The 13,453-nt window shown below is 58.8% G+C and carries 11 protein-coding genes and 1 rRNA gene; 3 read left to right on the top strand and 9 right to left on the bottom strand.

Features of this window, described 5'->3' with window-relative positions; genetic code table 11:
- Positions 1 to 55: 55 nt before the first annotated feature.
- The 8 genes from aruF to acs form a co-directional block, all read right to left on the bottom strand.
- Positions 56 to 1,075, bottom strand: a complete 1,020-nt coding sequence (aruF, locus tag CAG47_RS10150) for an arginine/ornithine succinyltransferase subunit alpha (protein ID WP_007971023.1) — start codon at positions 1,073 to 1,075, stop codon at positions 56 to 58.
- 196 nt (positions 1,076 to 1,271) lie between these two features.
- Positions 1,272 to 2,492, bottom strand: coding sequence for an aspartate aminotransferase family protein (locus CAG47_RS10145; RefSeq protein WP_085724746.1), 1,221 nt, complete (start codon positions 2,490 to 2,492; stop codon positions 1,272 to 1,274).
- A 372-nt stretch (positions 2,493 to 2,864) separates the two neighbouring features.
- Entirely contained in the window at positions 2,865 to 3,845 is a 981-nt protein-coding gene (argR, locus tag CAG47_RS10140; protein WP_085725062.1) for a transcriptional regulator ArgR, read from the bottom strand.
- A gap of 247 nt (positions 3,846 to 4,092) precedes the next feature.
- Entirely contained in the window at positions 4,093 to 4,857 is a 765-nt protein-coding gene (locus tag CAG47_RS10135; protein WP_085717160.1) for an ABC transporter ATP-binding protein, read from the bottom strand.
- A 37-nt stretch (positions 4,858 to 4,894) separates the two neighbouring features.
- Positions 4,895 to 5,593, bottom strand: coding sequence for an ABC transporter permease (locus tag CAG47_RS10130; RefSeq protein ID WP_085724745.1), 699 nt, complete (start codon positions 5,591 to 5,593; stop codon positions 4,895 to 4,897).
- Positions 5,590 to 6,279, bottom strand: a complete 690-nt coding sequence (locus CAG47_RS10125) for an ABC transporter permease (RefSeq protein ID WP_085724744.1) — start codon at positions 6,277 to 6,279, stop codon at positions 5,590 to 5,592. The genes CAG47_RS10130 and CAG47_RS10125 overlap by 4 nt, the downstream gene beginning before the upstream one ends.
- A 91-nt stretch (positions 6,280 to 6,370) precedes the next feature.
- On the bottom strand, positions 6,371 to 7,147 hold the full coding sequence (locus tag CAG47_RS10120) for an ABC transporter substrate-binding protein (protein ID WP_085724743.1): 777 nt from the start codon (positions 7,145 to 7,147) through the stop codon (positions 6,371 to 6,373).
- 698 nt (positions 7,148 to 7,845) lie between these two features.
- The gene (gene acs, locus CAG47_RS10115; protein WP_085724742.1) at positions 7,846 to 9,801 is read right to left on the bottom strand and encodes an acetate--CoA ligase; all 1,956 of its coding nucleotides are present in this window, start codon (positions 9,799 to 9,801) and stop codon (positions 7,846 to 7,848) included.
- A gap of 415 nt (positions 9,802 to 10,216) precedes the next feature.
- Between acs and CAG47_RS10110 the strand changes: the two genes are divergently transcribed.
- The 3 genes from CAG47_RS10110 to CAG47_RS10100 all read left to right on the top strand — a co-directional run bounded on the left by CAG47_RS10110 (position 10,217) and on the right by CAG47_RS10100 (position 12,724).
- Entirely contained in the window at positions 10,217 to 10,480 is a 264-nt protein-coding gene (locus CAG47_RS10110; protein WP_085724741.1) for a DUF2790 domain-containing protein, read from the top strand.
- Positions 10,481 to 10,673: 193 nt separating this feature from the next.
- The gene (locus tag CAG47_RS10105; RefSeq protein WP_085724740.1) at positions 10,674 to 10,949 is read left to right on the top strand and encodes a hypothetical protein; all 276 of its coding nucleotides are present in this window, start codon (positions 10,674 to 10,676) and stop codon (positions 10,947 to 10,949) included.
- Positions 10,950 to 11,476: 527 nt separating this feature from the next.
- Positions 11,477 to 12,724 (top strand): ribonucleotide-diphosphate reductase subunit beta, encoded by a 1,248-nt coding sequence (locus CAG47_RS10100; RefSeq protein WP_085724739.1) that lies wholly within the window; start codon positions 11,477 to 11,479, stop codon positions 12,722 to 12,724.
- Between the two features lie 596 nt (positions 12,725 to 13,320).
- Here the strand turns inward: CAG47_RS10100 and rrf are convergent.
- Positions 13,321 to 13,436 (bottom strand): 5S ribosomal RNA (gene rrf, locus CAG47_RS10095).
- Positions 13,437 to 13,453 lie beyond the last annotated feature (17 nt).

Below are 13,453 nucleotides of genomic sequence, written 5' to 3'. Positions count from 1 at the left end.
CAACCCGTGAAACTTCGCTGCTTTCCAGGCAATGCCTTGGGGATTAATGCTGGTGTTAAACCGCCACCAGCCGCACGCTGGCACCTTCACCAACGCCCAGGGCTTCGGCCGCTTCCAGGTCCAGGGTCACCGGTTTACCCGGCGCATAGTCGAGTTCGAGCATGACCGCGCGGTAGTCCTGCAACTGGGCATTGGCCACCAGGTACTGGCGACCGACGCCCTTGACCGGCTCGCCGATCTTCACCGGCACCACTCGGCTCTGGGCGATCGAACGGATCCCCGAGACACGGGCATGCAGGGTCGGCCCACCGTCGAAAATGTCGATGTAGTGATCGGTCTCGAAGCCTTCGCGCATCAGGATGTCGAAAGTGATCTGCGCCCGCGGGTGCACCTGGCCCATCGCTTCTTGCGCGGAATCCGGCAACAGGGGTACGTAGATCGGGTAATGTGGCATCAGCTCGGCGAGAAACGTACGGCTCTTCAGGCCGCACAGACGCTCGGCTTCAGCGTAATTGAGGTCGAAAAAGTTGCGACCGATGGCATCCCAGAACGGCGAGTCGCCATTTTCGTCGCTGTAACCGACGATCTCGGTCACCACGGAATCGGCAAAACGCTCCGGATGGCTGGCCACGAACAGCAAACGGCCACGGGAGTTGAGTTCCGACCACGGCGAACCCACCAGATCGCGCTGCACGTAGAAACTGGTCAGCAAGCTGTTGCCGGTCAGGTCGTGGCACTGGGAAAGCACGTGGATCTTGTTGTGGATCTTCAGTTCGCGCGAAGCGTGCACGAAGGTTTCGTTGCGAAAGCTGTAGAACGGCTCGGAGTAACCGGCCGACGCCACGATGGCCGAGCAACCGACCAGCTTGCCGGTGGCACTGTCTTCGAGGACGAAGAAATAGCTTTCCTCACCGTTGAAGCTCACTTCGGCGGCGAACGAGGCTTCGCTTGCCGCGATCTTGTCGCTCAGACGTTCAACGTCATCCGGCAAGGAAGTGACACCAATCGGGCTGTCCGCAGCCAGACGCTGTACCTCGCCCAGATCAGCCATTTGCGCGGGGCGCATCACCAGCATGGTGTCACTCCTTTTTCTAAAACTCTTTGAGGAAAATAAGCCGGCCCCACTGTAGGAGCGAGCATGCTCGCGAAGGTGAATCAGGCACATTGGTGTCGACTGACACACCATCGCGAGCATGCTCGCTCCTACAGGAATGCGGGCCCGGCGTGAAAATTTGGATCGACGCCTGAAATGCCAGGCGCCGAAGGGTCTATCAGGCTTGTGTCAGTTTTGCAGCAGCACGTTCGAAGCGGTCCAGGCCGGCCTCGATATCGGCGTCTTCGACCACCAGGCTCGGGGCAAAGCGCACCACGTCCGGGCCGGCTTGCAGAATCATCAGGCCTTCCTGTTCGGCGGCATTGAAGATGTCCTTGGCCTTGCCTTTCCAGGCGTCGCTCAGCACGCAGCCGATCAACAGACCGAGGCCACGAACCTGGGTGAACAGGCCGTATTTTTCGCCGATCTGCTCAAGGCGCGCCTTGAACTTGTCGTGCTTGGCGTTGACGCCGGCCAGCACTTCAGGGGTGTTGATCACGTCGATCACCGCGCCCGCGACAGCACACGCCAGCGGGTTGCCGCCGTAGGTGGTGCCGTGGGTGCCGACGACCAGGTGCTTGGCCAACGCTTCGGTGGTCAGCATGGCCGCGATCGGGAAACCACCGCCCAGGCTCTTGGCGCTGGTCAGGATGTCCGGAGTCACACCGTAGTGCTGGTAGGCGAACAGGTGGCCAGTACGGCCCATGCCGGTTTGCACTTCGTCGAACACCAGCAGTGCGTTGTGCTCGTTGCACAGTTCGCGAGCGCCTTGCAGGTAAGCCAGGTCGGCCGGCAGTACGCCGCCCTCACCTTGAATAGGTTCCAGCACCACGGCGCAGGTCTTGTCGGAAACGGCGGCTTTCAGTGCAGCCAGATCGTTGTACGGCACGTGGGTGATACCGGTGATTTTGGGACCGAAGCCATCGGAATACTTGGACTGGCCACCGACGTTCACGGTGAACAGGGTGCGGCCGTGGAAGCTGTTGAGCGCCGCGATGATTTCGTACTTCTCGCTGCCATAACGGTCGAACGCGACACGACGGGCCAGCTTGAACGCGGCCTCGTTGGCTTCGGCGCCGGAGTTGCAGAAGAAGGCGCGCTCGGCAAAGGTGGCATCGACCAGCTTGTGTGCCAGGCGCAGGGCCGGCTCATTGGTGAACACGTTGGACACGTGCCACAGCTTGTTCGCCTGTTCGGTCAAGGCACCGACCAGCGCCGGATGCGCGTGGCCCAGTACGTTGACGGCAATCCCGCCGGCGAAGTCGATCAGCTCGCGACCGGACTGGTCCCAAACGCGGGAACCGGCGCCACGCACAGGAATGAAGGCGGCAGGCGCGTAGTTGGGAACCATTACCTGGTCGAAATCGGCGCGTTGTACCGCAGCGTGCTCAACGGACATCGGAGTCTCCTGAAGAGAAAACACTCGCCTGAAACTGGCGAGCGATGGGGGGATTGTAAGGACAGTTTTCGGCCCGGCCTTGTCGCCAAGCGACAACTTCTTATAGCGCAAACCCCGGATTTTCCCGGGTTTACGGCAATGCGACATATAGGGTCGCAAAGGCGCAGTTTAACTGGCGGCGGGAGTTTACGGCAGGTCGCAGTGCTGCACCCATGCCGATTGAATGAATGCGATAGCCATGTACCGCGCGTCGCTGATCGCCCACTTCAAAAGACCAATACCGATTTCGGCGTAGACGCCGTGATCGAACAGGCTGAAATGGGGATCTCGACGTCGGAGGATTGCGAACCGGACGAATATTCGCCAGGTGGATTAACCGCGCTCCGGCGGCACCGAAGACAATTCGAACGGACTGCTGCTGCGCCGCTGGTTGCGATCTTCCCGCGGCGTGGCGCCGAAGAAATTGCGATAGGCGCTGGAGAAGTGTGGCCCCGAGGAAAAGCCGCAAGACAGGCCGATCTGGATGATCGACTTGCTGGTTTGCATCAACATTTGCCGCGCCTTGTTCAGGCGCAGTTCCAGGTAATACTGGCTCGGCACACGATTGAGGTACTGCTTGAAGATCCGCTCCAGTTGCCGACGGGACACGCACACATGCTGGGCGATTTCGTCAGTGGTCAGCGGCTCTTCGATGTTGGCTTCCATCAGCAACACAGCCTGGGTGAGCTTTGGATGGCTGGAACCGAGACGGTTCTGCAACGGAATACGCTGACGCTCACCGCCTTCGCGGATACGCTCGACCACCAGTTCTTCGGATACCGCACCGGCCAACTCCGCACCGTGGTCGCGGGCCAGCACCGCCAGCAACAAGTCGAGCACCGACAGGCCGCCGCACGCGGTCAGGCGATCGCGATCCCAGTCGAACAGGTGACTGGTGGCGATGACTTTCGGGAAGCGCTCGGCGAAATCGTCCTGCCAGCGCCAATGCACGGCAGCGCGATAACCGTCGAGCAAACCCAGTTGCGCCAACGGGTACACACCGGCCGACAAACCGCCGATGACGCAACCGGAACGCACCAATTGCTTGAGCGCGCTGCTGAGCGCCGGCGCCAATGCGGTTGGCGGTTCATCCGCGAGCAGGAACAGTTTCTGGAAATTTTCGAGCTTGCCCGCCCACGCCTCACCCGGCAATTGCCAGGCACTTTCGGTCGCGGGCTCGGCCTGCAGGAATGACAACTCGTAAACCACGTCCGGATGCACACGCTGGGCAACACGCAAGGCCTCCTCAGCCAGCGCAAGCGTCAGTGCTTTAGTGCTGGGCCAAATCAGGAAACCAATTCGATGGGCAGTCATGGTGGGCAATCCGAAGCGAAAAACGGTGATGAAGGCATGGGCCAATGCTAGCCCGTAAATGAACGCAAATCTCGAAGCCAGCAGAGATCTATATGTGGGAGCGAGCCTGCTCGCGAAAGCGGTAGATCAGTCGACATCCGTGTTGAATGTCACACCGCATTCGCGAGCAGGCTCGCCCTCACAGGGACCGGTGCCAGCCTCCAGGCTGCGAAGCATGCACTATCCCGGTGCGCAGCGGCAGTCCTGATTACTTCAGGCTGCCGGACAGGAATTGCTGCAAACGCTCGGATTGCGGGTTCACCAGCACTTCGCGCGGGTTGCCGCTTTCTTCGACCAGACCTTTGTGCAGGAACACCAACTGGTTCGACACTTCACGGGCGAAGCCCATTTCGTGGGTCACCACCACCATGGTCCGGCCTTCCTGGGCCAGGGACTGCATGACTTTCAACACGTCGCCAACCAGCTCCGGGTCGAGGGCCGATGTCGGCTCGTCGAACAGCATGACTTCCGGTTCCATCGCCAGCGCACGGGCAATCGCCACGCGCTGCTGCTCGCCGCCGGACATATGGCCAGGGTAAGCATCCTTGCGATGGGCCACGCCTACTTTGTTCAAGTAGTGCTCGGCTTTTTCGCGCGCTTCAGCCTTGGATACGCCGAGCACGTGAACCGGCGCCTCCATGATGTTTTCCAGCGCGGTCATGTGCGACCACAGATTGAAATGCTGGAACACCATCGACAGGCGCGAACGCATGCGCTGCAGCTGCTTCGGGTCGGCCGCTTTCAGCGCGCCGTCCTTGTTAGCCACCAGCTTCAACTCTTCGTTGTTGAGCAGGATCTTGCCCGCGTGCGGCTGCTCCAGCAGGTTGATGCAACGCAGGAAAGTACTTTTGCCGGAGCCACTGGAGCCGATGATGCTGATCACATCGCCGGCTGCCGCTTTCAGGGACACACCCTTGAGCACTTCGTGACTGCCATAGCGTTTATGCAGGTCTTGGACTTCAAGTTTGTACATGCGGTCGGTTCTCACAAAAACAGTCAGTCAGTGGTATTCAGTGCTTGCGCGGGGCCAGGTAGCCCAGCCAGCGACGCTCGGCCATCTTGAACAGCTTCACCAGGATGAAGGTCAGGCACAGGTAGAACACACCCGCGGTAATGTAGGCCTCGAACGGCAGGTAGAACTGGGCATTGACCGTGCGCGCGGCACCGGTGATGTCGATCAGGGTCACGATGGACGCCAGACTGGTGGTCTGCAGCATCATGATCACTTCGTTGCTGTACTGCGGCAGTGCGCGGCGCAGAGCCGACGGCAACAGGATGCGCTTGTACATCTTGATGCGCGACATGCCCATGGCCTTTGCCGCTTCGATCTCGCCGTTCGGCGTGGCACGCAGGCTGCCGGCGATGATTTCGGCGGTGTAGGCACTGGTGTTGATCGCGAACGCCAGACACGCACAGAACGTTGCGCTGGACAGCCACGGCCAGAGGAAACTTTCCCGCACGACTTCGAACTGCGCCAGACCGTAGTAGATCAGGAACAACTGCACCAGCATCGGCGTACCGCGGATCACATAGGTGTAGAGCCATGCGGCCATGTTGACGGCTGCGTTCTTCGAAACGCGCATCAGGCCCAGGGGCAATGCGCACAACAGGCCGAAGAACAGCGACAGCGCGAGCAGTTTGAGGGTGGTCACCAGGCCGCCAAAGTACAGCGGCAAGGCATCCCAAATGACGTTGTAGTCGAAGATCATAGATCAGCCGCCCTTACGCCTACCGAGTAGCGCTTCTCAAGGTGACGCAATGCCAGCAACGACACACTGGTGATCACCAGGTACATCGCCGCCACTGCGAGGAAGAAGGTGAAAGGCTCGCGGGTGGCATCAGCCGCCTGCTTGGCCTTGAACATCATGTCTTGCAGACCCACCACCGAAATCAGCGCGGTGGCCTTGGTCAGAACCAGCCAGTTGTTGGTAAAACCTGGAATCGCCAGACGAATCATCTGCGGCACCAACACCCGGAAGAACACCTGCAAACTGCTCATGCCGTAGGCCATGCCGGCTTCGGCCTGCCCCTTGGGGATTGCCATGAAGGCGCCACGGAAGGTTTCCGACAGGTAGGCACCGAAAATGAAACCCAAGGTGCCGATACCGGCGGCCAACGGATTCAGGTCGATGTACTCGTCATAGCCCAGCATCGGCGCGACGCGGTTGAGCAGGTCCTGACCGCCGTAGAAAATCAGCAGGATCAGCACCAGGTCGGGAACACCGCGAATCACGGTGGAATACAGGTCGCCCAGCCAGGCCAGCCAGCGCACCGGCGAGAGTCGCAGTGCCACGCCGATCAGGCCCAGCACAATGGCCAGGGCCATGGACGACAAGGCGAGCTGAAGCGTCAGCCAAACGCCATCGAGGATGACAGCCCCGTAGCCTTTCAACATGATTCAGGTCCTCGAAAATTAGGATGAAAAAATGGCGCAAACCTCAGAGATCCTGTTGCTTGCGCCATTTCTGACTTGTCGCCGGGACGTGTTACTTGCCGTAGATATCGAAGGCGAAGTATTTGTCCTGGATTTGCTTGTACTTGCCGTTCTCGCGAATGGCGGCGATGGCGGCGTTGAGCTTGTCCAGCTCAGCCTTGTCACCCTTGCGAACCGCGATACCTACGCCGTCGCCGAAGTATTTGACGTCGGTGAACGCAGGGCCGACGAATGCGAAACCTTTACCGGCGTCGGTTTTCAGGAAGCCGTCATCCAGAAGCGTAGCGTCTGCCACGGTACCGTCGAGGCGACCGGCAGCCACGTCGAGGTAGATTTCGTTCTGCGAACCGTAAGGCTTGATCTCGGCACCCAGCGGCGCCAGGACCTCGCGGGCGAAACGCTCGTGGATCGAACCACGCTGCACGCCGATGTTCTTGCCCTTGAGCTCGGCCAGGCTTTCGCTGACCTGGGTGCCGGCCTTCATGACCAGGCGAGCCGGGGTGTTGTAGTACTTGTTGGTGAAGTCCACGGACTTCTTGCGATCTTCAGTGATCGACATGGACGACAGGATCGCGTCGATCTTGCGCACTTTCAGTGCCGGGATCAGGCCATCGAACTCTTGCTCGACCCACACGCACTTGACCTTCATCTCTTCGCACAAGGCGTTGCCGATGTCGTAGTCGAAACCAACGATGCTGCCATCCGGCGCCTTGGAAGCGAACGGAGGGTAAGCTGCCTCGATACCAATTTTCAGAGGTTTTTCATCGGCGAAGGTTGGCAGGGACAGCACGGACAGTGCCAGGGCGCCAAGCAGCACGAGTTTCTTCATCTTGGGACTCCATCGGTAAAGGGCAAAACAGCAGAGTGAGCAACAGCCCAATATGCGAATGAGTGGAACCAGAAAGCGGTGCTGCGTCCTGGGAAGCGGGTGTTGAAATTCAACACGGGCAACGACGAGCGAGTGATCGGCATTCTAACGACAGGCCCGAGGCCGATATTTCTTCAATGCGACAACTAATTACAGAAGCATCGAGAAAGCCGTTTTGGCACGTTGACAGCCCTGCAAAATCATGCAGGAGCAAAAGACATTGAACCGATCTGTACTGCAAATTGCGGGCCTATTATTGGCAAACCCTTCTAATCCGGCAAGCGTAGCGTGGAGTCTTCTTTCCAATCGGTGGTTTTCAGGCCCGGATACGAAGCCTGGCGTTTCCCAATGCCCCGCATTGACGCGATGCGGTTACACATTCAGTAACCTGAAAGATTTAGGGTAACAGTAGGAAAACGCCGACAGAGGAACCCGATATTTATTGGTAGATGTTGCTGTAGCGCCTGCCAAAAGGTGATCGCGAGCATGCTCGCTCCTACAGGTTTCGTGGTGTGGCCCGGATCGCCTATACACCGCAATTCCCTGTAGGAGCGAGCCTGCTCGCGATGAGGCCAGCCCCGCCAACACAAATCCCCCAGACAAGAAAAAGCCCCACCAGGCAAAACCAGGCAGGGCTATCGATGACTCAGAACCGCTGCTTACGCGACATTCATGGTCTTGTGGGTATCAATCAAATGCTGCACCACACTCGGATCGGCGAGGGTGGAGATATCGCCCAATCCTTCATATTCGGCCGTCGCAATCTTGCGCAGAATCCGGCGCATGATCTTGCCCGAACGGGTCTTCGGCAGGCCCGGCGCCCACTGGATGACATCCGGCGAGGCAATCGGCCCGATCTCCTTGCGTACCCAGTTCTTCAGCTCCAGACGCAGCTGCTCGCTCGGCTCTTCACCATTTTTCAGGGTGACGTAGACATAAATGCCCTGGCCCTTGATGTCGTGCGGCACACCGACCACGGCGGCTTCGGCGACTTTCGGGTGAGCGACCATCGCGCTTTCGATCTCGGCGGTGCCCATGCGGTGACCGGACACGTTGAGCACGTCGTCGACACGCCCGGTGATCCAGTAGTAACCATCGGCATCGCGACGGGCACCGTCACCGGTGAAGTACATGCCACGGAACGTCTTGAAGTAGGTATCGACGAAACGGTCATGGTCGCCATACAGCGTACGCGCCTGGCCTGGCCACGAATCTAGGATCACCAGGTTGCCCTCGGCCTCGCCTTCGATGATGTTGCCCAGGTTGTCCACCAGGGCCGGCACCACGCCGAAGAACGGACGCGCCGCAGAACCTGGCTTGAGCCCGTGGGCCCCCGGCAGCGGGCTCATCATGTTGCCGCCGGTTTCGGTCTGCCACCAGGTATCGACGATCGGGCAGCGGGACTTGCCGACATTCTTGTAGTACCAGTCCCAGGCTTCCGGGTTGATCGGCTCACCCACCGAACCGAGCAGACGCAGGCTGCTGCCGTCGGCGCCGTCCACCGCGGCGGTGCCCGAGGCCATCATGGCGCGGATCGCGGTCGGCGCGGTGTAGAGGATGTTGACCTTGTGCTTGTCGACGATCTTCGCCACCCGAGTGATGTCCGGGTAGTTCGGCACGCCTTCGAACAGCAGCGTGGTCGCGCCGTTGGCCAGCGGGCCGTAGACGATGTAGCTGTGGCCGGTGACCCAACCGACGTCGGCGGTGCACCAGTAGATTTCGCCCGGGCGGTAGTCGAACACGCGCTCGTGGGTCATGGCGGCGTACAACAGGTAGCCGCCGGTGGTGTGCTGCACGCCCTTCGGCTTGCCGGTGGAGCCCGAGGTGTAAAGGATGAACAGCGCCTCTTCGGCCCCCATCTCTTTCGGCGCGCACACGGTGCCGGCCACTTTCATCAGGTCCTCGAACCAGATGTCGCGATGCTGGTTCCACTTGATGTCGCCACCGGTGCGCCGGCACACGATGACTTTCTGGATGCTGCTGGTTTCCGGGTTGGTCAGGGCGTCGTCGACGTTGGCCTTGAGCGGGATTTTCTTGCCGGCACGAATGCCTTCGTCGGCAGTGATCACCACTTTCGAGCGGCAGTCGATGATGCGCCCGGCCAGGGCTTCGGGCGAGAACCCGCCAAACACCACCGAGTGGATCGCGCCGATCCGGGTACAGGCTAGCATGGCGACCACGGCTTCGGGGATCATCGGCATATAGATCGTCACCACGTCGCCGCGGTGCACGTCCTGGCCACGCAGGGCGTTGGCGAACTTGCAGACTTGCTCGTGCAGTTCGCGGTAAGTGATGTGGCGGCTTTCGGCCGGGTCATCGCCCTCCCAGATGATCGCGACCTGATCGCCGCGCTCGGCCAGATGGCGATCGAGGCAGTTGTAGGAAACGTTCAGGGTGCCGTCGGCGAACCATTTGATGTCGACATGGTGATCGTCGAAGGAAGTCTGCTTCACCGTGGTGAAAGGCTTGATCCAGTCGAGACGCTTGGCTTGCTCGCGCCAGAAGCCGTCGGGGTTGACGACCGACTGCTGGTACATGGCCTTGTAGGTCGCCTCGTCGGTCAGCGTATTGGCCAGAACCTCGGGACGAACGGGATACAGGGAAGCCGCACTCATCTTTCTTACCTCGGTGGAATAGTTGTTTTTGTATGACCCTGTTGTAGCCGGGCCGGGCCTATAGAACCATTCGACGATGGTAGTAACAAGCCCCTACAAAATGCCCTGAATAGGCCGCAAACCCAGATGGAACGGGCGTACCGTGCCACACCGGGGGCCAACCGTCTTACTGCAAACGGAGTAGGAAAGCAGTATCCCCGGGGATTGTTACGAAATCTGTCAAAAGTGTTTATCAAAACCACGGCTATATGATCGAAAAGTCCACGCCTAAAATCTGTCACGCCAACAAGGCAACCTGATTAACCAAGTTGCAGCCCCCACGAAGGCAGTTAATCAAACACCCTGGTACTGAAGTTCCACACGCAATCTCAAAAGGATTGCGTGCCTCCCTTCGACTTCCAAAAGGTAAATTCGAATGAAAGCTTTATTAGTTCCGGCCCTCAGCAGCCTGTGCCTGACCGCCATGGCCGGCGAGGTCCCGACTGATGTCGCGCAGCAACAACCGGTAATAGAGGAATACACTTACTCCACCCATCTGGACATCGCCAAAGTTATCTCGATGAGCGAAGCCCCCAATGTGTGTGAAGTTGTGCCGATGAAAATGGAATACGAAGACTCCCACGGCCAACGGCATATCCTGCGCTACAGCATGATGGGCAACGGCTGCTCTAACGGCTGACCTCCTGCTTCACCTCTTCCCTCGAAAAGTCTCGCCCTACCCGCGCCGCGATCAGGCAGATGAAACACCGAACCAAAACAATCGATTAAATCGATTGTATTAAGCGTTTTTTTGCGCTTTTTAATCGAAATCGTAGGCGTAGAATCAACTGCAACCCAAGACAAACAACGCTTGTGAAACCGGAGCAACAACCATGAAAACCCAACTGATCCTCGCCCTGACCCTCTCCGTCCTGACTGCCAACACCTTCGCCGCCGATGGTTACGATCGCACCGGCTCCGCCGCATACACCACTGAAGCCTCTGTCGCTTCCGACGGTTACGACCACACCGGTTCGGCGTCTTTCGCAGCCGATGGTGCAGACCACGTTGGCGCAGGCAAACTCGCTTCCGACGGCTCTGATCACACCGGCGCTGCCCGCCTCGCCGCCGATGGTGCCGATCACGTGGGTGCCGCTCGCCTGAGCTGACCCGCCAGCGTGACCTCATAGCCCGACTCCGGTCGGGCTTAGTTGTGTCTGGAACCTGAGAAAAGCCCACCGAAACACAAGATGTAGTGAAAAAAGCCTTTTTTGGTTATTTATTGAACAAAAATAATCCGAGGCAAAAAATTAAGAAAAAAAATCTTCCCCCACCAACCTCGTTCAAAGCCCTGTAAACCCTCGCTCCGACCGAAAAACGGTCGACGTCGACCGATCCGCGAGCCATTTCGCCGCACCACAGCAGGCAAAATTTCCCTATAATGCGGCCTTAAACGGGCCTGCAATATCCCCTTACAGGGATGAAAAGCCAGTCTGAAGCCCCGCACAAGCGATCAAGGCTTGCTGCGCCCATCAGTGGCTCTCGGAACCCCGTACAAAATTCTGTTTGATGCCTGCGTATAGCTGCTGCAAAAAACGATTCCTTTAGATCCAACGCGGCCAGAAAGGCCGTGTGAAAAACCAACCTATCCATTTTCACACGGGCACTCTGGCCCTCACGCAGGAGACGACACGTCATGCTGAGCTGGGACGAATTCGACAAAGAAGACACGGAAGTAGCAGTCAAGAGCGCCAACACCGGCCACGCCGCTGAAGCCAACATGGACCGTCTCGACAGCGCCGGCGGTGCCGCCGCCCTGGAAGCCCGTGCCGTGACCGCAGCTGACTCCGCCGCCGTTGCCCGCGCCAAAGCCGCCCTGGACTCGCTCGACGTCGCCGAAGGCCTCGCCGAACTCGAAGGCGCCTCCGCCCGTGTCGCCGTTGACGAAAAGCGCATGATCAACTGCCGCGCCGACCTCAACCAGCTCGTGCCGTTCAAGTACGACTGGGCCTGGCAGAAGTACCTGGACGGCTGCGCAAACCACTGGATGCCGCAAGAAGTCAACATGACCGCCGACATCGCCCTCTGGAAAAACCCGGAAGGCCTGACCGACGACGAGCGCCGCATCGTGATGCGCAACCTCGGCTTCTTCTCCACCGCCGACTCCCTGGTTGCCAACAACCTGGTCCTGGCCGTGTACCGCCTGATCACCAACCCGGAATGCCGCCAGTACATCCTGCGCCAGGCCTTCGAAGAGGCGATCCACACCCACGCCTACCAGTACTGCATCGAATCGCTGGCCATGGATGAAGGCGAGATCTTCAACATGTACCACGAGATCCCGTCGGTCGCGAAAAAAGCCACCTGGGGTCTGAAGTACACCCGCTCGATCTCCGATCCGAAGTTCACCACCGGCACCGTCGACACCGACAAAGAGCTGCTGCGCAACCTGATCGCCTACTACTGCGTCCTGGAAGGCATCTTCTTCTACTGCGGCTTCACCCAGATCCTCTCCATGGGCCGCCGCAACAAAATGACCGGCGTCGCCGAGCAGTTCCAATACATCCTGCGCGATGAATCCATGCACCTGAACTTCGGCATCGACGTGATCAACCAGATCAAAATCGAAAACCCGCACCTGTGGGATGCCGAGATGAAGGAAGAAGCCTCGCAAATGATCCTGCAAGGCACCCAGCTGGAAATCGAATACGCTCGCGACACCATGCCTCGCGGCGTACTGGGCATGAACGCGGCGATGATGGAGGACTACCTCAAGTTCATCGCTAACCGTCGCCTGTCGCAGATTGGCTTGAAGGAAGAGTACCCAGGGACCACTAACCCGTTCCCTTGGATGAGCGAGATCATGGACTTGAAGAAAGAGAAGAACTTCTTTGAGACTCGGGTTATCGAGTATCAGACAGGTGGGGCGTTGAGCTGGGATTGATTCCCTGGCTCCTGATTCTTCAGCCAGCGTTGGAGTGCTGTTACCAAAGCCGGCCTGCTCGTACCAAGTCTATTGATGTAAAAAGCCACCTGACCCCACGGGCCAAGGTGGCTTTTTTGTAGGCGCTGTTTGAAGCGTCCATTGAATCCAGTAAGCGCTCAGTAACCTCCTCTTTTGATCCCCAGACTGCATAGCGCTGAGCTCTCAACTCTGGCGCCCCCGAAACAACGCATCTGACTGAATACCCAAAAGTAGCTGCATCAGGTACATGGATCATGTCCATTGAGCCGTGCCGGCTGGATCAGGCTCATAATCGCCAGCGCACTCATTGCTGCCATCGGTGATGCCAGTCAAGTTGCCGGCGGACGGCTGCGCAACTCGTCCAGACGGTTGCCGTGAACCACCATAAAACCAGCACTGAGGGACGTCGCGTCCGGCATAAAGGCTTCCTTGGAAAGTACAAAGGCCAAGGGCGAACCTTAGCATTGTCGGGAGACTGTGACAGCGTGGACCTGTCCGGTATTGCTGTATGAGTTTTTCTGCGGCCAAAAACAAAACCCCTACCTGCGTGCGCAGATAGGGGTTTTGGAATTTAATCTTGACGATGACCTACTCTCACATGGGGAAACCCCACACTACCATCGGCGATGCATCGTTTCACTTCTGAGTTCGAGATGGGATCAGGTGGTTCCAACGCTCTATGGTCGTCAAGAAATTCGGGTACTGAGT

Origin of the sequence: Pseudomonas sp. R37(2017) (assembly GCF_002113375.1) — a bacterium.
GTDB lineage: Bacteria > Pseudomonadota > Gammaproteobacteria > Pseudomonadales > Pseudomonadaceae > Aquipseudomonas.
Note: the sequence above shows the minus strand (reverse complement) of the source record. Positions and strands in the feature narration are given on the sequence as shown.